At 61.9% G+C, this 19,487-nt stretch carries 13 protein-coding genes and 1 riboswitch; of the genes, 7 read left to right on the forward strand and 6 right to left on the reverse strand.

What is annotated here, in order from left to right:
- The first annotated feature begins 7 nt into the window (after positions 1 to 7).
- Entirely contained in the window at positions 8 to 1,063 is a 1,056-nt protein-coding gene (gene ruvB, locus HDE72_RS14135) for a Holliday junction branch migration DNA helicase RuvB (protein ID WP_183741904.1), read from the forward strand.
- Positions 1,064 to 1,071: 8 nt separating this feature from the next.
- The gene (locus HDE72_RS14140) at positions 1,072 to 1,530 is read left to right on the forward strand and encodes a YaiI/YqxD family protein (RefSeq protein ID WP_183742131.1); all 459 of its coding nucleotides are present in this window, start codon (positions 1,072 to 1,074) and stop codon (positions 1,528 to 1,530) included.
- Positions 1,531 to 1,583: 53 nt separating this feature from the next.
- On the opposite strand, the gene HDE72_RS14145 is transcribed toward HDE72_RS14140, so the two are convergent.
- The 5 genes from HDE72_RS14145 to HDE72_RS14165 all read right to left on the reverse strand — a co-directional run bounded on the left by HDE72_RS14145 (position 1,584) and on the right by HDE72_RS14165 (position 11,522).
- Entirely contained in the window at positions 1,584 to 2,729 is a 1,146-nt protein-coding gene (locus HDE72_RS14145; RefSeq protein ID WP_183741906.1) for an OmpA family protein, read from the reverse strand.
- Positions 2,730 to 2,741: 12 nt separating this feature from the next.
- Positions 2,742 to 5,054 (reverse strand): beta strand repeat-containing protein, encoded by a 2,313-nt coding sequence (locus HDE72_RS14150; RefSeq protein WP_183741908.1) that lies wholly within the window; start codon positions 5,052 to 5,054, stop codon positions 2,742 to 2,744.
- 271 nt (positions 5,055 to 5,325) lie between these two features.
- The gene (locus tag HDE72_RS14155; RefSeq protein ID WP_183742133.1) at positions 5,326 to 5,781 is read right to left on the reverse strand and encodes a DUF2147 domain-containing protein; all 456 of its coding nucleotides are present in this window, start codon (positions 5,779 to 5,781) and stop codon (positions 5,326 to 5,328) included.
- A gap of 156 nt (positions 5,782 to 5,937) precedes the next feature.
- Positions 5,938 to 8,592 (reverse strand): M1 family metallopeptidase, encoded by a 2,655-nt coding sequence (locus HDE72_RS14160; RefSeq protein WP_183741910.1) that lies wholly within the window; start codon positions 8,590 to 8,592, stop codon positions 5,938 to 5,940.
- A gap of 110 nt (positions 8,593 to 8,702) precedes the next feature.
- The gene (locus HDE72_RS14165; protein WP_183741918.1) at positions 8,703 to 11,522 is read right to left on the reverse strand and encodes a valine--tRNA ligase; all 2,820 of its coding nucleotides are present in this window, start codon (positions 11,520 to 11,522) and stop codon (positions 8,703 to 8,705) included.
- A gap of 505 nt (positions 11,523 to 12,027) precedes the next feature.
- On the opposite strand from HDE72_RS14165, the gene HDE72_RS14170 reads away from it, so the two are divergent.
- Positions 12,028 to 13,074, forward strand: coding sequence for a porin (locus HDE72_RS14170; protein WP_183741920.1), 1,047 nt, complete (start codon positions 12,028 to 12,030; stop codon positions 13,072 to 13,074).
- Between the two features lie 6 nt (positions 13,075 to 13,080).
- On the opposite strand, the gene HDE72_RS14175 is transcribed toward HDE72_RS14170, so the two are convergent.
- The gene (locus HDE72_RS14175) at positions 13,081 to 15,165 is read right to left on the reverse strand and encodes a putative bifunctional diguanylate cyclase/phosphodiesterase (protein ID WP_183741922.1); all 2,085 of its coding nucleotides are present in this window, start codon (positions 15,163 to 15,165) and stop codon (positions 13,081 to 13,083) included.
- 242 nt (positions 15,166 to 15,407) lie between these two features.
- Here HDE72_RS14175 and HDE72_RS14180 point away from each other — a divergent pair, with 242 nt between their 5' ends.
- The 4 genes from HDE72_RS14180 to HDE72_RS14195 are packed head-to-tail and all read left to right on the forward strand — an operon-like array spanning position 15,408 to position 19,236.
- Positions 15,408 to 16,148: a Crp/Fnr family transcriptional regulator gene (locus tag HDE72_RS14180; protein WP_183741924.1), complete on the forward strand. Its 741-nt coding sequence runs from the start codon at positions 15,408 to 15,410 to the stop codon at positions 16,146 to 16,148.
- Positions 16,149 to 16,198: 50 nt separating this feature from the next.
- Positions 16,199 to 18,103, forward strand: coding sequence for a hybrid sensor histidine kinase/response regulator (locus HDE72_RS14185; RefSeq protein WP_260176691.1), 1,905 nt, complete (start codon positions 16,199 to 16,201; stop codon positions 18,101 to 18,103).
- A 24-nt stretch (positions 18,104 to 18,127) separates the two neighbouring features.
- Positions 18,128 to 18,940 carry a response regulator gene (locus HDE72_RS14190; protein ID WP_183741926.1) on the forward strand — a complete coding sequence of 271 codons (813 nt, stop codon included), beginning with the start codon at positions 18,128 to 18,130 and terminating at the stop codon, positions 18,938 to 18,940.
- Positions 18,941 to 18,978: 38 nt separating this feature from the next.
- On the forward strand, positions 18,979 to 19,236 hold the full coding sequence (locus HDE72_RS14195; RefSeq protein ID WP_183741928.1) for a hypothetical protein: 258 nt from the start codon (positions 18,979 to 18,981) through the stop codon (positions 19,234 to 19,236).
- 61 nt (positions 19,237 to 19,297) lie between these two features.
- Positions 19,298 to 19,411, forward strand: a riboswitch (TPP riboswitch).
- The last annotated feature ends 76 nt before the right edge of the window (positions 19,412 to 19,487 follow it).

The raw sequence follows: 19,487 nt of genomic DNA on the forward strand, positions 1-19,487 counted from the left end.
GGCAAGCATGAGCATCCAGACTGATATTTTCACGGAACAGCGCATCATCGATGCGGCGCCCATTTCGCATAACGAAGAGGCGATCGAACGGGCCCTGCGGCCCAAGCAGCTCGATGAGTATGTGGGACAGGAAAAGATCCGCGACCAGCTGGAAATTTTTATCACGGCGGCGCGCCAGCGCAAGGAAGCGCTCGACCATACCTTGCTGTTCGGCCCGCCTGGCCTGGGCAAGACTACCCTGGCCCACATCATCGCGCGCGAAATGGGTGTCAACCTGCGCCAGACCTCTGGCCCCGTGCTGGAGCGTCCGGGCGACCTGGCTGCCATCCTGACCAATCTGGAAGCGAACGATGTGCTGTTCATCGACGAGATCCACCGCCTGTCGCCGGTGGTCGAAGAGATTCTGTATCCGGCGCTGGAAGATTATCAGATTGATATCATGATCGGCGAAGGCCCGGCCGCCCGTTCCGTGAAACTCGATCTGCAGCCGTTTACATTAGTGGGCGCCACCACGCGCGCCGGCATGCTGACCAATCCGCTGCGTGACCGCTTCGGCATCGTCGCGCGCCTGGAGTTTTATAACACCAGCGAGCTGACCAAGATCGTCAGCCGCAGCGCCGCCCTGTTAAAAGCGCCTATCGATGCGGAAGGCGCACACGAAATCGCCCGGCGCGCGCGCGGTACGCCCCGTATCGCCAACCGCCTGCTGCGCCGCGTGCGCGATTTCGCCGAAGTAAAAAGCAATGGCGAGATCACCAAGCAGGTGGCTGACCGCGCGCTGGCCATGCTCGACGTCGATTCCGTCGGTTTCGACGTGATGGACCGCAAGCTGCTGGAAGCCGTGCTGTTCAAGTTTGGCGGCGGCCCGGTTGGCATCGGCAATCTGGCGGCAGCCATCGGCGAAGCAGCCGACACCATCGAAGACGTGCTGGAACCGTATCTGATACAGCAAGGTTTCTTGCAGCGCACGCCGCGTGGCAGGGTCGCCACGCCAGCCGCTTATCTGCACTTTGGCGTGGCCGCACCGCGCATCGGCCCGAACGGCGAAGCGTGGGAAGTGTGATGCCGGGTATGCAGATCTGGGTCGACGCCGACGCCTGTCCGGTCGTCATCAAGGAGATCCTGTACCGCGTGGCCGACCGGTTGGAACTGTCCGTGACCCTGGTGGCGAACCAGGGTTTGCGCGTGCCGCCGTCGCGCTTTATCCGCACCGTGCAAGTGCCGTCCGGCGCCGACGTGGCCGACCAGGAAATCGTGCGCCTGCTCAATCCCGGCGACCTGGTAGTCACCGGCGACATTCCGCTGGCGTCCGATGTATTGAAGAAGGGCGGCTATGCCCTGAACCCGCGCGGCGAGTTCTATACCAAGGACAATATCGCCCAGCAACTGACCATGCGCGCCTTCATGGAAGAGCTGCGCAGCGGCGGCGTCGATACGGGCGGGCCGGCCGCGTTCAATCAGTCGGACCGGCAAAGCTTTGCCAACAGCCTGGACCGGCATTTGAGCAAGCACCACCGCAAGCTGGCGTAATCGCCAGGCGAAAAAAAACCGGCGCAAGCCGGTTTTTTCATGCGTAGTTTGATTTATTGCGCGATTTTGCGCGTTCCCACCACTTCCACCGTTACGCGGCGGTTCGCTGCGCGGCCGGCGCTGCTGCGATTGTCGGCTACCGGCTGCGTCTTGCCCTTGCCTTCCGTGTAGACGCGGCTGCCATCGACGCCCTGCGTCACCAGATAGGCCTTGACGGCATTGGCGCGGCGCAGCGACAGGCCCTGGTTATAGGCGTCCGAACCGATCGCGTCCGTGTGGCCCACCGTGACGATGACTTCCAGATCCATGCCTTGCAGCTGGCCCAGCAGCTTGTCCAGCGCCAGCTTGCCTTGCGGCTTGATGCTGGACTGGTCGAAATCGAACAGGGCTTCGGATGCAAAACTGACTTTTTCCGACACGGGGGCCGGCGCCGGCTTGGCCACGATGACTGGCGCCGGCATGACGACAGGGACCGGCGCCGCTTCCGGTGGCGGCGGCTGGTAGGCCGGCGTGGCGCTGGCCGAGCGACCCAGTTTATACACCAGGCTGACCGAGTACAGGTCGGCATCGCCGCGGTTGCCGACGGCGTCGTTCAGGCGATAACGCTCGACTTCACCGCGCAAGGCCAGCGCTTCGCTGAACTTGTATTCCAGGCCCAGGCCCAGCTTGGCATTGAGCTTGCGCTCGCTCGCTTGCGTATTGGCCGATCCCAGCAGGCGGTTGCCGCTGAATTCGGTATTCGTCTTGGTGTAATGCATGCCGACCCGGCCCAGCAGGGACAAGCGCTGCGACAGCGGCAACTGGCCCAGCAAGTCCAGGTTCACGCCGCGAAAACCCGCTTCGCCGTTCAGTACGCCGTTGCCGCTGGTGGTCGACTTGAAGTCGAATTTGCCCAGGTCAAAATAGCCCGCTTCCACGGCGAAATACTGGTTCAGCTGCCGGCCGACAAACAGTTTATAGCCTGTGTCGCGCTGGTCCTTGCTAAAACCGGTGACGCTTTCGCCATTCGCGGCCAGGCTGGCGCGCAGTCGTGGTTCGTCGATGGTGGCGCGCGACTGGCCCACGCCCGCGCCGATGTACCAGGCGCTGTTGGCCCAGTCCGGATTGATGAAAGTATTGTCCTGCGCCTGCGCCGTTTGCGCTGCCAGCAGCGCGCCGGTCATCACGCCCAGGGCGCCCAGTGTTTTTGCGATCGTCATGGTCATCTCCGTTTATTTGGTGATCTGGTTGTTACGCAGGGTAACGGCAGCAGCCGTCAAGACGCGGCCGTTGAGCAAGGTAGTGTTGTCGCCCACCGTGATCGCTGCGGACTGGCCCAGGATATTGCCCTTGAAGACGCTGTTCGCGGCCAGGGTGGTCGGACCGACAGGCAGCCAGGTGAGGTTGTCGGCAGTGGCGCCATTGTTCAGGGCGACTACCGAGTTGACGGTCGAGTTCAGGGTCAGCGCCGTGCGAAAGATATACACGCCGGGACCGTTGAGCGTCACCGTGCCGGTGATGCTGATTGCGCCGGCATAGCAATACACGCCTGGGCCAAAGGTCAGGCCACCGAGGTCAACCCCGCCGGCAAAGCTGACGTCGCAGTTGCGGCTGTTGCCATCGGTAATTGCCGCTTGCAGGTCGGTCATGGCGCCGGCCAGGATCGCGCCCGATTTGTAGTTGTTGAAGCCGGCTGCCTGGGTCGGATCGACCGTTTGCGAAGGAGAGCCGACATCACCGTTGATGAAGGTGGTGCCACCCGAATTATTCGTGATCGAAGTTCCTGCCAGCACGCCGAATGGCGCTGCGCGGCCGAGATCGATAGGGTTGAGCACGGGCGGGATGGCGGCAGCGGTCACGGTCAGCAGCGCGTTGCCCGTATGGCTACCCACCGTGGCGGTGATGGTGCTGGTGCCGGCAGTAACGCCGGTCGCGATACCTGTGTTCAGTACGGTGGCGCTGGCGATGGTGCCCGAACTCCAGGTGGCGGTGGTCGTGATGACGGCGTTCGAGTTGTCCGAGTACGTCGCGGTGGCGACGAATTGCTGCACGGCGCCGACAGCGATGCTGGCGTTGGCTGGCGTGACGGCAATGCTGACCAGGGTGGCGGCAGGCACGGTTACGGTGGTGCTGGCTTGCATGCCGTTGAAGCTGGCAGTGACCAGGCTATTGCCGGCAGTTACGCCGGTGACCAGGCCGCTGCCGGCGACGCTGGCCGAGGCCGGGGTGGCGGAAACGAAGCTGCTGCCAGCGGTCACATCCGCGGTGCTACTGTCTGAATAGGTGGCCACCACGGCCAGCTGGCGTGTCGCAGCGATCAGCACGGTCGGGTTTTGCGGCGTGACAGCGATGGATACCAGGACTGCCGGCGGTGGCGGGACAACTGCCCTGACGGTCAGTATGGCGCTGGCTGACAGGCCGCCCGAAGTGGCAGTGATATTGGTCACGCCGGCAGTGACGCCGGTGGCGGCGCCTGTATTGAGCACGGTCGCCTTGGCAGGCGCGGTACTGGTCCACAGGACACTGGCGGTGACGTTGGCGGTCGAGTTATCCGAATAGGTGGCGGTGGCAAGGAATTGCTGCTGGGCGCCGACGGCGATGCTGGCGGTGGCTGGCGTGACGGCGATGCCTATGATGGTAGCGGCAGGCACGGTGACGGTGGTGTTGGCCGTCTTGCCGCCGAAGCTGGCTGTCATGACACTATTGCCGGCGGCGACGCCGGTTACCAGGCCATTCGCGCCGACCTTGGCCGAGGCGGCGTTGGCTGCGCTGTAGTTGCTGGTGGCGCTGACGTCAGGCGTGGTGCCGTCCGAGTAGGTGGCGATCACGGTCAACTGGCGGGTCGCGGCGATCAGCACGGTCGGATTTTGCGGTGTGACGGCGATCGACAACAACACGGCTGGCGTGACCGTCAGCACGGTGCTGGCGCTCAAGGCGCCGGTGGTGGCGGTGATCTGTGTGGCGCCGGCAACTTTGCCCAGCGCCAGGCCGCCAGCGGCGATGCTCGCCGTGGCCGGGGTAGCAGAGGCAAAGGCGGAGACCGCCGTAACGTCATGCGTGCTGCCGTCGCTGAATGTGCCGGTGACGGCAAATTGCTGCGTGCCGCCAATGGCGACCGATGGCGTGAGCGGGGCGATGGCGATGGCCTTGAGTACGGCTGGCGACACGGTCAGTTGCGCCGTGGCACTCATGCCGCCAAACGTGGCGTTGACGGCCGAGCCGCCAGCTGCAATGCCGATGCCCAGGCCCGTGCCGGGATTGACGCTGGCGCTGGCTGGCGTGGCAGAAGTCCAGGCGGCTTTCGCACTGACGTCTTGCGAGGAACCGTCGCTGTAGGTGGCGATGGCGGAAAATTGCTGGCCGGCGCCGATGGCGACAGTGGCCGTGGCTGGCGTCACGGCCAGGCTGGAAAGCGTGGCGCCCGGCAAGCCGAGGATGGGCTCGCGGCCCTGGTCGCTGCCACCGCCGCAGCCGGCGAGGGCGGCCATGGCCAATAAACCTGCCGAGACGAGCAGCGGGGTCAGATAGCGCTTGAAGATATTCATGTGTTTCCTTTATGCATAGGCAAAACCTTGCCGGGCATCCGGGGATGAGGTCATCCGCCAGAGCCATGTCGCCCTTCGCTACAGGGCGATGGACTGGCATGCACTATTTCATTTAGGAAATTACTGGTATGTGCGGTGGCGCGCACAGCCTCCGGCAATATGAAAATATTTTCAAAGGAAACTATTTCGGTCCGGAAAACAACAGATGAGGCATGAGGGACGTAAAAAAGCCGGCGCAGCGGCCGGCTTCGTCATGGCGGGAGCGGTAGACTTATTCTTCACGCAGCCAGGTTTGCGAACGGCCAAACATCGGTATGCCCACGTAGCCGCGCACTTGCAGTTTCTTGCCACTATCGCTCAGTTCGAGTTTGCTTTTGTAGCTTTTTCCGTCTTTGGGATCGGTGATTTCTCCGCCGTTCCATTCATTGCCGTCTTTTTTCAAGCCCGATAAAATGACCAGTCCGATAATGGGTTGATCCTTTTTATCGCCTTTGCATAAGTCGCATTTCGGGTTTTGATCTTCTTCCGGGGGACGGAACAGTTTTTCGATCTTGCCCTGCAATACGCCATTGCTTTCGGTGATACGGACCAGCGATTTCGGCTTGCCGCTCACATCGTCGATGGTTTTCCAGACACCGACGGGTGAGCTGTCATCGGCCCAGGCCGATGACATGGCAACGGTCAACAGACTTGCCGCGAGAAAACTTACTTTGACTAAATTACGCATCGCTTTGTCTCCAATATTGATTTTATGATTGGGATGTTTCACAGGCGGCACTCTCTCAGTGTACGCCTGATGCGCTGGCTAGTTTAGCAAACTGCTTGCACATTTTTTCAATTGTCGCCGAAAAACTGAGCAAGCGCTCGTTTTGTTGCGAACCGCTTACTGCTTGCTGGCACCGGCAATGCTGTTGGCCGCCTGTAATAAACGGTTTTTTTCGTCCAGCTTGAAATGCGCATGTTGCATATTGTCTGCCAGCCTCTGGGTCATACCCTCGTCGAGATGTGCTTTGAGCCAGCCGGACATCTGTTCTAGCGGCACGCTGTTCCAGTAGATGGCGGGGGCGTTCTTTGCCAGCACATTCGGACGGTTGCCCGGATTGGGGGCGGTCAGCGCTTCGATATTCTCGGTGAAGGTCTTCCAGGACAGCTGGGGATTTTCTTCATTGAGCCCGAACACCATGCCCAGACGCAATACATTCGCCTGCGGCGGGATTTCCGGCGACAGCGCGATGGCTGCGGCGCGTGCCGCCAGTTGCGGATCGCGCACGCGCATCAGCAGCGCGTAGTAGCGGCGCATTTCCGTCTCATTGGCTGCCGCCCTGGCGATGGCGTGCAGTTGCTCGAAGGTGGCGGCGTCGGCGTTCTGCGCGACGATGGTCAATATCATCGCCTGATCGTCCGGTGCAATGCTCTTGCGGTCGGCGACGAAAGTGGCAAAGCGCTGGCGTGCCTCGGCCACCACGTCCTGGTCGCCCCAGGCGCCCAGGCGCGACAGCACGGTGCGGCGCAGGCGCTGCACGCCGGCCGTTTCATCGCTGGCGGCCTGCCAGCCCAGGCGCGTGGCGGCCGGTTTGAGCAGCCCGCTCGCATAGGCGACAAAGGTAGCGTGGCCGGGGGTGTTGCGCTCGATACGCTCGATAGTCGACAGCACGTCGATCACCTGGTTCCAAACGCGTTCATTGAGCTCATCGCCCATCGCGCCGGCCAGCGCCAGATAGCTGGCCAGCGGCTGGGTGCCGTTTTCCACCTGCGCCCACTGGTCATCGAGCAGGGCGATGCGGTCGCCCGCCGGCAGGCTGTGGAATTGCTGCGTATTGGTTGCCAGGGTGGCAGCATCGTAGGCGGTGCGGTAAAAGCCGTCGGCGCCGGCGTTGAGGGAAAGCGCCTCGTCGCAGCGGCCGGCAGCCACGGTTTGCCCATCCTCGGTCAGCAACAGCGATTGCGGCTGGCCGTTGGCGCCGATGCGCAGGCGCAGCGGAATATTCCAGTGCGGCTGGGCCGGGTCGCTGCCTTGCATCAGGAAGCGCTGCTGCGACAGCTTGATGGTGCGCGCGCCGGCCGCGTCACAGCTGGCGTTCAGCGACACGATGGGGAAGCCCGGCTGGTTGATCCAGCTATGTGCCAGCGCGCCGATGTCGCTGCCGCTGGCTTTGCCCAGCGCATTCCACAGGTCGGCGCTGGTGGCGTTCGAATAGGCGCGGTCCTTCATATAGGCGCGGATGCCGCTGCGGAAGGTGTCCGGGCCGATATAGGCTTCCAGCATGCGCAATACTGCCTGCCCCTTGTTATAGATGATCAGGTTATCGGCGCCATTTTCCGGCGCCAGTTCGTCGATCACCGGGTTATGCACCGCTTTCGAGTCCACCCGCGCATCGACGCCCATTGCCGCTTCCTTGCCGGCGTCTTCCTGCTCGCGCACATGCCAGTCGGGATTGCGCAAGTCGGTTTCCTTGGCGGCAAACCAGGAGGCAAAGCTTTCATTGAGCCAGATATCATCCCACCAGCCCATGGTCACCAGGTCGCCGAACCACTGGTGCGCCATTTCATGTGCTTCGATGCTGAAGACGGTCTGGCGGTTGTCGATGGTCGACGATGGCGTGACCAGCAGGGTCTGGTCGTTGTAGGTGATGGCGCCCCAGTTTTCCATCGCACCCTGGAAGCCGCCCGGCACGGCGATCAGATCGAGCTTGGGCAGCGGGAAAGCGTGGTCGAAATAGTCGTTGTAGTCGAGCAGGATCTGGCGCGCGTTGTTCAGCGCGGTTGCGCCGTACTGTTGCTGGCCGCGCACGGCCCAGACATTGATATCGGTCGCGCCAGCTTTGGTGCCGATGCTGGCCATGTCGCCGCTGGTCAGTTCCACCAGATAGGACGGCATCTTGGGCGAGCGCTGGAAGGTGGTGGTGGCGCTGCCGCCATGCACCGTGCGCTGTGCTACCGGCATATTCGAGATCGATACCCACTTGGCCGGCGTGGTGGTGCTCAGCTGGAAGGTCGAGCGGAAGGCCGGTTCATCCCAGCAGGGGAACATGCGGCGCGCATCGGTCGCTTCGAACTGGGTGGACAGCAGCAAGTCCTGGCTGCCGTCTGGCTTCTTGAACGGCTGGGCGAACAGGCCGCGCGGGCCGGTGTCGATCTTCGCGGTGTAGTCCAGCGTCAGCGTGTGCTCGCCGGCTGCGGCCGGTTTGACCAGCGTCACCGTGACGATCTGCCGTTTTGGATCGATCACCGTGCTCTTGACCGGCTTGCCGTCCAGGCGCACCTGCTGGAACTGCATGCCGATGGCGTTGAATTCGATGCTGGCGGTAGCTTCCCGGAACAGCAGCTTGACGCTTTCCTTGCCGCGCAAGCTGCGTTTGCTGGCATCGGGCACGATGGCGACCGTGTAGTCGATGGGGACGACGTTTTTCGGCAGGTGGCCCGGTGCGGCGTCAAACGAAAACGGCAGTTGCTGGGGAGCTGGCGCGGCAGCGGCGGCGTGGCATAACAGCGCGGCGGCACTGGCGGCAAGGGTACGGGATAGAAGATTCGGCTGCATCTGAGGCGCTTTCCTGTGTGGGATGTGTTGATAATCGAACGCTACGCTATGCCAGCACCGCTGGCGCCCAAAGAAAAGGCCGCTCAGTGAGCGGCCTTGACTAGGTTGTATTACGCGGTTGGCAACTTTGAAAACTGCTCCCGCATCTTGTCCAGCGTGGCAGAGAAGTTCGCGACGCGGGCTTTTTCCTGCGCCACCACTTCCACCGGCGCGCGGGCGACAAAACTTTCGTTCGACAGCTTGCCGTTGGCTTTGTTGATTTCGCCTTCCAGACGCGCCATTTCTTTCGACAGACGCTCGCGTTCTGCGGCCACGTCGATTTCCACTTTCAGCATCAGCTTGGTGGTGCCGACGATGGCAACCGCGGCAGGCGAATCGGGCAGGGCGTCAACGATCTGCACTTCGGCCAGCTTACCCAGCGACTGGATGTAGGGCGCGAACGAGACCAGCGCTGCTTTTTCATCGGCGTTGCCCGCTTCGACGATCAGCGGCACGCGCACCGATGGCGAAATCTGCATTTCGCCGCGCAGGTTGCGGGTGGCGTCCGTCAGCGCTTTCAGCTGCTGCATCCACGCTTCGGCCGCTTCGTCGATCTTGTCGGTGTTGGCGATCGGGTAAGGCTGCATCATGATGGACACGCCCTTGGGCTCGCCATCGGCCTTCGGCAGCTTGCCGGCCAATGGCGCCACGGTTTGCCACAGCGCTTCCGTGACAAACGGGATGATCGGATGGGCCAGGCGCAACACCACTTCCAGCACGCGCAGCAGGGTGTGGCGGGTGGCGCGTTGCTGGCCTTCCGTGCCTTGCTGTACTTGTACCTTGGCCACTTCCAGATACCAGTCGCAATATTCATCCCACACGAATTTGTAGATCGATGCGGCGATATTGTCGAAACGGAAGTCTTCGAAGCCCTTGGCCACGTCCAGCTCGGCTTTTTGCAGCAGGGAAATGATCCATTTGTCTGCTTGCGACAGGTCCGCCTCGTTCGGCGAGCAATCCTTGCCTTCCGTATTCATCATGACGAAACGGGTGGCGTTCCACATCTTGTTGCAGAAGTTGCGGTAGCCTTCGCAGCGGCCCAGGTCGAAATTGATGTTGCGGCCCAGCGAGGCGTAGCTGGCCATGGTGAAGCGCACGGCGTCTGTGCCGTAGGCGGAAATGCCGTCCGGGAATTCCTTGCGCGTGGCCTTGGTGATCTTTTCCGCATCGCGTGGATTCATCAGGCCGGTGGTGCGCTTGACGATCAGGTCTTCCAGGCCGATGCCGTCGATCAGGTCGATAGGGTCCAGGGTGTTGCCTTTCGACTTGGACATTTTTTGCCCTGTCGAATCGCGCACCAGGCCGTGTACGTACACGGTTTCAAACGGCACCTTGCCGGTGAAGTGCGCCGTCATCATGACCATGCGCGCGACCCAGAAGAAGATGATGTCGAAGCCCGTCACCAGCACGGACGATGGCAGGAAAGCCTTCATGTCCGGCGTTTCTTCCGGCCAGCCCATGGTCGAGAACGGCACCAGTGCGGACGAGAACCAGGTGTCGAGCACGTCGTCGTCGCGTTTCAGCGGGCCGGTGCTGCCAGCGGCCTGAGCCTTGGCTTGCGCTTCGGCTTCGGTCTTGGCGACAAAAATATTGCCCTGGTCATCGTACCAGGCCGGGATTTGATGGCCCCACCACAGCTGGCGCGAGATGCACCAGTCCTGGATGTTGTTGAGCCATTGGTTATAGGTGGTGCTCCAGTTTTCCGGCACGAACTTGATTTCGCCGCTGGCTACTTTGTCGAGCGCCGTCTCGGCAATCGATTTGCCCGGGAAGAAAGTGCCTTCCGGGGCTGGTTTGCTCATGGCGACAAACCACTGGTCCGTCAGCATCGGCTCGATGACCACGCCCGTGCGGTCGCCGCGCGGCACCATCAGCTTGTGCGGCTTGACTTGTTCCAGCAAGCCTTGCGCGTCGAGGTCGGCCACGATCTGCTTGCGGGCAGCGAAACGGTCCAGGCCGCGATACGCTTCTGGCGCGTCGTCGGTGATTTTGGCGTCCAGCGTCAGGATGACGATTTGCGCCAGCTTGTGGCGTTGGCCCACGGCGTAATCGTTCATGTCATGCGCTGGGGTAATTTTTACGCAGCCGGTGCCGAATTCCTTGTCGACGTATTCGTCGGCGATGATGGGGATTTCGCGGTCGGTCAGCGGGAGTTTCAGCATCTTGCCGACCAGTGCCGTATAGCGCTCGTCGGTCGGATCGACGGCCACGGCCACGTCGCCCAGCATGGTTTCAGGACGCGTGGTCGCCACCGTCAGGAAACCGCTGCCATCGGCCAGCGGGTACTTGATGTACCACATCGAGCCGTCTTCTTCTTCGGACACCACTTCCAGGTCGGACACCGCCGTACCCAGCACCGGGTCCCAGTTGACCAGGCGCTTGCCGCGGTAGATCAGGCCTTGTTCGAACAGGCGCACGAAGACGTCGGTCACGACTTTCGAGCGTGGCTCGTCCATCGTGAAGTATTCGCGTTTCCAATCTGGCGAAGCGCCCAGGCGGCGCATCTGGCCAGTGATGATGGAACCCGATTTTTCTTTCCATTCCCACACTTTTTCCACGAATTTTTCGCGGCCCAGGTCATGGCGCGAAATCTTTTGCGCGTCCAGCTGGCGTTGCACGACGATTTGCGTGGCGATGCCCGCGTGGTCGGTGCCCGGGATCCAGGCCGTGTTGTGGCCCAGCATGCGGTGGTAGCGCGTCAAGCCATCCATGATGGTCTGGTTGAAGGCGTGGCCCATATGCAAGGTGCCGGTGACGTTCGGCGGCGGCAACTGGATGCTGAAGGAAGGTTTTCCGGCATCGAGGGTGGCGGTGTAGTAACCGCGTTGTTCCCACTCGGTGCGCCAGAATTGTTCAATGTCGGCGGGCTCGAAAGACTTGGCTAATTCCATGATTTGGCGTGTGTTTGGCAAAAGGAACCATTATAGATGACACGGCAAGTCCTGCGCCGTGGATGACCCTGTTTTTCAGTCTTTTGGCGGCCTGGCGGCCGATCGGATGGCAACAGAACGGGGGATAATCGTTGCTCAGTGTTATCATAGCCGCCTTGGTACTGCCTCCCAGCTTTGCGGACAGTGCCAGCGGCGCATGGTCATATTGACTATCTGCCCGCATCATTCGTGCCGGCCGCAGCAGCGGTCCCGGCCATTTCAGGCGCTGTCCTTAGGTACTCATTAGGTACTCCTTTGGGCGCCTGAGCCACGCGCGCCGCCAGCGGTGCACCATTCACGGCGGACACCCGCGCGCCATTGTTTTTGCCGGCCGCGCCGCCACAGCTTAGCCAGGAACTCTGGCCCGTCGTCTTTCGATACGGCATCGCGAAGCAGGCTACAGCACGCCTGTGGCTGCGCCATGGCCCTCAGCTTTCCTGGTTTCGCTTGCATTAAGGAAACTACCATGAAAAAAATTGCGCTCCCGCTCTGTTTCGGCCTTGCCGCCGCCCACGCCGCCATTCCCGTCGCCCACGCCCAGTCCTCCGTTGACGTGTATGGCTTGATGGATGCGGCCCTGGTGCAGGAACGCGGCATCAGCAAGCTCACCAGTGGCGTATCGGCCGGATCGCGCCTGGGCTTGCGTGGTACGGAAGACATCGGCAATGGCCTGCAAGCCGTATTCACCCTGGAAGCGGGCTTGCTGACGGACACGGGCGGTTCCGACCAGGCCGGCCAGCTGTTCGGCCGCCAGGCCTTTGTCGGTATCAAGAGTCCGCTGGGCATGCTGACGGTGGGCCGCCAATACAATCTGCAAAGCCAGGCGCTGACGGATGTGGCCGACCCCTTCGAGGGCGGCATGGCGGGCGCTTCGACCAATATTGCCGGTTATTCGGCCACCCGCATCGACAATACCGTGCGCTACACCTCGCCGGAATGGCGCGGCTTGACGGCGATCGCCATGTTGGGTGCAGGCGAACACTCGGGCCTGGCTGCCGATCAGCGCTCGCTGGGCCTGTCGCTCGGTTACGTCAATGGCCCTTTGACCCTGCGCCTGGCGCGCCAGAGCCGGGGCGGCGAACCGGGCAAGGCCAATGTCAATAACACCATTCTCGCTGGCAATTACAGCTTTGGTCTGGCCACCGCTTTTGCCGGCTACGGCAGCAATACAGGCGAGGGCAGTTCCATGTTCTTTGCCGAAAATCCATACGGCGCACCGGTCGCGCCGACCGTGTCGACCGATAGCCGCGACGCACTTGTCGGTGTGGCCGTGCCGCTGGGCGCCACCACCTTGCTGGCGTCCTTCATCCACAAGGACGACCGTAACGCAGCCAACCGCGATGCGCAGCAATTGGCCATCGGCGCCACTTATGCTTTGTCGAAACGCAGCAAGTTCTATGTGGCCTACGCACAGATCCGCAACCGCAATGGCGCCGCCTATATGGTGGGCAACGCTACCGAAGTGGGCAGCGGCGACCGCGCCTTGAATATCGGCTTGCGCCACGCGTTTTAATTCGCTCTAGGCGGGCAGCATGTTGTTTTCGCGCAGCAGCCGTTCAAAGGCAGGCGCGGCCAGCGGGCGGCTGAACAGATAGCCTTGCATCTGGTCGCAGCCGTGCTGGCGTAAAAAATCGCATTGCTGCTCCGTTTCCACGCCTTCGGCGATGACCTTCAGGCGCAGGCTGTGCGCCAGCGCAATGATGGCGTGCACGATGGCGGCGTCGTCGGCGCTGTGCAGGATGTCGCTGACGAAGGATTTATCGATCTTCAGCACGTCGATGGGGAAATGGCGCAGATGCGCCAGGCTGGAATAGCCGGTGCCGAAATCGTCGATCGACAATTGCAGCCCCAGCGTCTTGAGCTTGCCCATGGTGACGATTGCCTGCTCCACGTCTTGCATCATCATGCTTTCCGTCAGTTCCAGTTCCAGGAAGCGTGCTTCCAGTCCAGTTGCCGCCAAGATATCCTTGACCGATTGCAGCAAACCGTTTTGCCGGAATTGCCGTGCGGACAGATTGACCGCCAGCCTTACCTCTCCCAGTCCTGCTTGCTGCCATGCTTTTGCCTGCGCACACGCCGTGTGCAGCACCCAGGCGCCGATGGGGACGATGAGTCCCATTTCCTCGGCCAGATGGATGAAGTCGCCTGGCGCTATGGTGCCCAGGCTGGGATGCTGCCAGCGCAGCAGCGCTTCCATGCCGACCATCTTGCCGCTGCACAAGTCCAGCTGCGGCTGGTACACCAGGTGGAACTGGCCGCGTTCGAGCGCATGCCGCAGTTCGCTTTCCAGGTTCAGCCGGGCCAGCGTGCTGGCATTCATGGCCGGCGCATAACTTTGCCAGTGGTTGCGCCCTTGCTCCTTGGCGCGGTACATGGCGATGTCGGCGTGCTTGATCAGCGTTTCCGCGCTGTCGCCATCGTCCGGGTAGCTGGCCACGCCCATGCTGCAAGTAAGAAAAAATTCATGCTCGGCCACCTGCAGCGGCTGCGCCACGGCGTCCAGCACGCGCTGCAGGATGGCCTGGCCCGTATCGTTGTTGGCAACTTGCGGCAGCAGCAGCACGAATTCATCGCCACCCAGGCGCGCCACCGTATCGACTTCGCGCGTGGCGTTGCGCAGCCGCTCGGCGATCAGTTTCAGCAGGCTGTCGCCGGCACCGTGGCCCAGGGTGTCATTGACGAACTTGAAACGGTCGAGGTCGATGAACACCACCCACACTGGCACGGTGCTGCGCCGCGCCGCCGCCATGGCCTGTTCCAGCCGTTCGCGCAGCAGCAGGCGATTGGCCAGGCCCGTCAATATATCGTGCCGCGCCTGGAATTCCAGTTCCTGCTCGAAGCGCATGACGGTGCTGATGTCGTACTGGGCCACCACGAAATGACTGAGCGCGCCGTGGCCGTCATCGTGCACCGGGGCGACGAACAATTCACTCCAGTAGCTGCTGCCGTCCTTGCGGAAATTGCGCACGATGGCCTTGCCTTCGCGCTGTTCGCGCAGGGCCGCGGTGATTTCCTGCATGTCCTGGCGCGCGTGGTCGGGGCCTTGCACGTCTTCCAGGCGCTGTCCGAGGACGTCGCCGGCCGCATAGCCGGTGATGCGTTCAAAGGCCGGGTTGACGTATTCGATCAGGTGGCCGGGGGCGTCGGCGCTGCACAGGATGATGGCGGTCGACGACACTTCGATGATGCGTTCGCGCAGGCGCAGCGACTTTTCATTGCGCATGCGCGCGGCGATATCCTCGGACAGGCGCAGGTTGGCAAACTGCAGCGCTGCCGTGCGTTCGCTGGTAATGCGCGCAATCACGCTGTTGCGCGACACCAGCTGATAGACATAGGCGGCGGCCAGCAGGCTCGATAACAGGCCACCCAGCAGCACGTACAGCGCGCCGCGGCGGTTGGCGTCCAGCGGCATGCCGTGCGCGGGCAGCATGGCGGCGCTCATCGCCTGCAGGTTCGCATGGTTTTCCAGCAACAGCCGGGCGCTTTCCGATTCGATCTGCCGCGCCGAGGCGTAGCACAAGGCGGTCAGGCACAATCCGGCAGCCAGGGTGAGCAGGGCGGAAGTGGAAACAGAAATGGAGATGCGTTGAAAGAAAGATTGCATGGTGGCGTCCGATGGCGGGGTGCGCCGAAGCCGATCCGTGATCAGGCAACCCGGGCAGTGATCAACTGTAGGGCGCGCGTCGCGGCAGCGTCCGTTCGGTAGCGAACGGACGGAAATGCCGATAAGTAATATAGTCAGGTCCTGATGCAAGCTGTGTGTTACGCTGCACCGCGTGGCGGCTCTCGTTCCGACGCCTTATAACTTATCCCCTAGCTGACGACTGGAAACCAGGAATCCTGACCATGTCCAGGCCGCATGCTCTGCAACACAATCCGAATCAAAACCATTTGCTCGCCGCCATGCTGGACGACGATTTCGCGCGCCTGGCGCCGCACCTGGAGCAGGTGCCCATGCTGCTGGGCGATGTCATTTATGACTCTGGCGACAAAATTCATCATGTGTACTTTCCCACCACCGCCATCGTCTCGCTGCATTATCTGCTGGAAAACGGCGGTTCATCAGAAATCGCCGGCGTGGGCAATGAAGGCATCGTCGGCGTGTCGCTGTTCATGGGCGGCGGTTCCACGCCCAGCCGCGCCGTGGTGCAGACGGGCGGCATCGGCTTTCGCCTGAAGGCGCAGGTGCTGATGGACGAGTTCAACCGCTCCGGCCCGGTGATGCGCCTCTTGCTGCGCTATACGCAAGCCTTGATCACGCAAATGTCGCAGACGGCCGTGTGCAACCGCCATCATTCGGTGGAGCAGCAGCTGTGCCGCTGGCTGCTGCTGACCATGGACCGACTGCCGAACCGCGAGCTGACCATGACGCAGGAATTGATCGCCAATATGCTGGGCGTGCGCCGCGAAGGCGTGACGGAAGCGGCGGGCCGCTTGCAGGCGCGCGGCTTCATCAGCTACCGGCGCGGCCATATCACCGTGCAGGACCGGGCCGGGCTGGAAGGCCATGTCTGCGAATGTTATGGGGTAGTCAAGAAAGAGTTTGGCCGCTTGCTGTCGGACGTGCGCCGCCGTCAGGACCGCTGAGTGCCGTCCTTCGCACGCTTTTCCCACCTGTCACCCTCTGGATTATGCATATGCACACCGTAAATAAAACAAGTACCGGCCTGCCGTCGCGCTGGCCCATGGCGCTGGCTTTTGCATTCAGTGCCATCGTGCTGCTGGCCGTGGGCGTGCTGGCCTGGCACGGACCGCATCCGACGGCGGGAGTGATCGATGCGCTGGTGCTGCTGTTGCTGATGCTGTTGATCGCGCTGTACCGGCGCACGGTCGCGGCCGGTTTGCCACGCCAGTTGCTGAAAGCGGGCGCCTTGCAGGACGCGATTTTCAACAGCGCCAATTTTTCCTGCATCGCCACCGACGCGCAGGGTGTAATCCAGATATTCAATGTGGGCGCCGAGCGCATGCTCGGTTATGCAGCCCATGAAGTGGTCGATAAGCTGACGCCGGCCGGTATTTCCGACGCACAGGAAATCATCGCCCGCGCGCAGGCGTTGAGCGCCGAACTCGATACACCCATCACGCCCGGCGTGGAAGCGCTGGTGTTCAAGGCCAAGCGCGGCATCGAGGATATTTATGAGCTGACCTATATTCGCAAGGATGGCAGCCGCTTCCCCGCCATGGTGTCCGTGACAGCCTTGCGCGACGCGCAGAGCAAGGTCATCGGTTATCTGCTGATCGGCACCGACAACACGGCCCGCAAGCGGGTCGAAGCGGAACAGGCGCTGCTGGACCAGCGCCTGCAAGAACACGAGCAATACACGCGCTCGCTGGTCGAATCGAACAACGTGGAGCTGGAAAAGGCCCGCCAGGTGGCGGACAAGGCCAACCGCGCCAAGTCCGAATTCTTGTCCAGCATGAGCCATGAACTGCGCACGCCGCTCAACGCCGTGCTGGGCTTTGCCCAGCTGATGGCTTCCGATGTGCCGCCGCCCAGCGTGCCGCAGCAGCGCTCGCTCGAACAGATACTCAAGGGCGGCTGGTATCTGTTGCGCCTGATTAATGAAATTCTCGACCTGGCCATGATCGAATCGGGCAAGGTCACCATGTCGGAAGAGGCGATGTCGCTGCTCGACGTGCTGCAGGATTGCCAGGCGATGATCGCGCCCCAGGCGGAAAAACGCGGCATCGACATGCATTTTCCTCAATGCGGCAGGGCATTTTATGTGCATGCCGACCGCACGCGGGTCAAGCAGGTGATGATCAACCTGCTGTCGAACGCCATCAAATACAACGAGAGCGGCGGCAGCGTGCGCGTCGAATGCAGCCAGCACGGCAACCGCGTACGCGCCAGCGTGACCGACAGCGGCGCCGGCCTCAGTACCGAACAGATGGCGCAGCTGTTCCAGCCCTTCAATCGCCTGGGCCAGGAAAGCGGCACGGAAGAAGGCACGGGCATCGGCCTGGTCGTCACGCGGCAATTGGTGGAATTGATGGGCGGCGAGATCGGCGTCGACAGCACGGTCGGCGTGGGCACCACCTTCTGGGTCGAATTCAAGGCGAGCAGTGCGCCCGAGCTGGTGCTGGGCCAGGGCGAAGCGCTGCCGGTGGTGCAGGAAAACCAGGAAACCCAGCGCACCTTGCTGTACGTGGAAGACAATCCGGCCAACCTGGCGCTGGTCGAACAGCTGATCGCGCGCCGCAGCGACCTGAAGCTGCTGACGGCCATCGATGCGCATCTGGGCATGGACCTGGCACGCACCTATCAGCCGGACATCATCCTGATGGACATCAACCTGCCTGGCCTCAGCGGTTTTGGCGCCTTGCGCCTGTTGCACGACGATCCGCTGACCAGCCATATTCCCGTCATGGCGCTGTCGGCCAACGCCGTGCCGCGCGACATAGAAAAAGGCCTGGAAGCGGGTTTCTTCCGCTACCTGACCAAGCCGATCAAGGTAGCCGAATTCATGGATGCGCTGGACGTAGCCCTGCACCACGCGGCCGCCCACGGCCTGGCCGACGACATTCACGCATTACGCTAATCAAGCATTTTTTAGGAATACACCATGTTGCAAGCTACCGAGATTTTGAACGCCAGCATCCTCGTCGTCGATGACCAGGAAGCCAATGTCATGCTGCTCGAGCAGATGCTGCGCAACGCCGGCTATACCCGCATCAGTTCCACCATGGACCCGAAAGCCGTGCACGCACTGCACCAGGAGCACCGCTACGACCTGATACTGCTCGACTTGCAGATGCCGGAAATGGATGGTTTCGAAGTGATGGAAGGCTTGCGCGGCCTCGAGGTGGGCAGCTATCTGCCGGTGCTGGTGATCACGGCCCAGCCGGGCCACAAGCTGCGCGCATTGCAGGCGGGCGCCAAGGATTTCGTCAGCAAGCCGTTCGACCTGGTGGAAGTGAAAACGCGCATCCACAATATGCTCGAAGTGCGGCTGCTGTACCAGAAGCTCAATGAGTACAGCAAGTCGCTGGAAGTGATGGTCGATGAGCGCACGGCGGAATTGCGCGCCAGCGAGGCACGCTTCCAGCGCTTTACGGAATTGTCTTCGGACTGGTACTGGGAACAGGATGCGCAGGGTAACCTGACGCGCTTTTCCGGCCCCGTGGCCGAGATGCTGGGCATCGGCAGCGCCGAAGAGCCGCAGCGCTGGAACGCCGATGAACGGGCCCTGCTCGATGCCAAGATCGCCGCGCGCGAGCCGTTTCTCGATTTTATCTACAGCCGCAGCAATCCTGACGGCAGCACGCAGTACCTGCAGGTGAGCGGCGAGCCGATGTTTGACAATGGCAGCCGCTTCATCGGTTACCGTGGCATCGGCCTCGACGTGAGCGACCGCCTGCGCGCTCGCCTGCCGTGATGTAAACTACACCTTGTTGACATGCACAAGGAGTGATCATGGCTGAGAAATCGCCACCCAAATACTGGTTCCCCGCCAAGAGCTACGGCATGGGCTGGGGCTTGCCCATCGTCTGGCAGGGCTGGCTGGTGTTCCTGGCGGCGCTGCTGCTGTTCGCCTGCGGCGCCTTTTTATTTCCGCCACAGGAATCGCTGCTCGCTTACATCGTGTATGAAGCGGCCGTCTTCGCCCTGTTGATCGGCATCTGCGTGCGCAAGGGAGAGCCGACGCGCTGGCAATGGGGCAAGAAGAAATAGCGCTCACTTTATTTGAAAGACGCTTTATTTAGGGCGTATAATTGCTCCGCTGCCGCAAGGCGGCAAACGCTAGGGGTCCTGCCTTCGCTGTGGAAACACGGTGAAGCGCGGGTGAGAAATACCCTCCGAACCTGATCTGGATAATGCCAGCGAAGGGAAGCTTTAGGATGCTGCACACCCGTTCATTGATTGTTTGATTGAGCGTGCGCCGTGTACATCCGAACCTCCTTAGCTGGCTCCAGGCTTAAAAC

Origin of the sequence: Janthinobacterium saanense, from assembly GCF_014200675.1 — a bacterium.
GTDB lineage: Bacteria > Pseudomonadota > Gammaproteobacteria > Burkholderiales > Burkholderiaceae_D > Janthinobacterium.

Bases quoted from the DNA above. Each gene is read 5' to 3' on its own strand.
- ruvB (WP_183741904.1), top strand. From the start codon at position 8: ATGAGCATCCAGACTGATATTTTCACGGAACAGCGCATCATCGATGCG.
- HDE72_RS14140 (WP_183742131.1), top strand. From the start codon at position 1,072: ATGCAGATCTGGGTCGACGCCGACGCCTGTCCGGTCGTCATCAAGGAG.
- HDE72_RS14145 (WP_183741906.1), bottom strand. From the start codon at position 2,729: ATGACGATCGCAAAAACACTGGGCGCCCTGGGCGTGATGACCGGCGCG.
- HDE72_RS14150 (WP_183741908.1), bottom strand. From the start codon at position 5,054: ATGAATATCTTCAAGCGCTATCTGACCCCGCTGCTCGTCTCGGCAGGT.
- HDE72_RS14155 (WP_183742133.1), bottom strand. From the start codon at position 5,781: ATGCGTAATTTAGTCAAAGTAAGTTTTCTCGCGGCAAGTCTGTTGACC.
- HDE72_RS14160 (WP_183741910.1), bottom strand. From the start codon at position 8,592: ATGCAGCCGAATCTTCTATCCCGTACCCTTGCCGCCAGTGCCGCCGCG.
- HDE72_RS14165 (WP_183741918.1), bottom strand. From the start codon at position 11,522: ATGGAATTAGCCAAGTCTTTCGAGCCCGCCGACATTGAACAATTCTGG.
- HDE72_RS14170 (WP_183741920.1), top strand. From the start codon at position 12,028: ATGAAAAAAATTGCGCTCCCGCTCTGTTTCGGCCTTGCCGCCGCCCAC.
- HDE72_RS14175 (WP_183741922.1), bottom strand. From the start codon at position 15,165: ATGCAATCTTTCTTTCAACGCATCTCCATTTCTGTTTCCACTTCCGCC.
- HDE72_RS14180 (WP_183741924.1), top strand. From the start codon at position 15,408: ATGTCCAGGCCGCATGCTCTGCAACACAATCCGAATCAAAACCATTTG.
- HDE72_RS14185 (WP_260176691.1), top strand. From the start codon at position 16,199: ATGCACACCGTAAATAAAACAAGTACCGGCCTGCCGTCGCGCTGGCCC.
- HDE72_RS14190 (WP_183741926.1), top strand. From the start codon at position 18,128: ATGTTGCAAGCTACCGAGATTTTGAACGCCAGCATCCTCGTCGTCGAT.
- HDE72_RS14195 (WP_183741928.1), top strand. From the start codon at position 18,979: ATGGCTGAGAAATCGCCACCCAAATACTGGTTCCCCGCCAAGAGCTAC.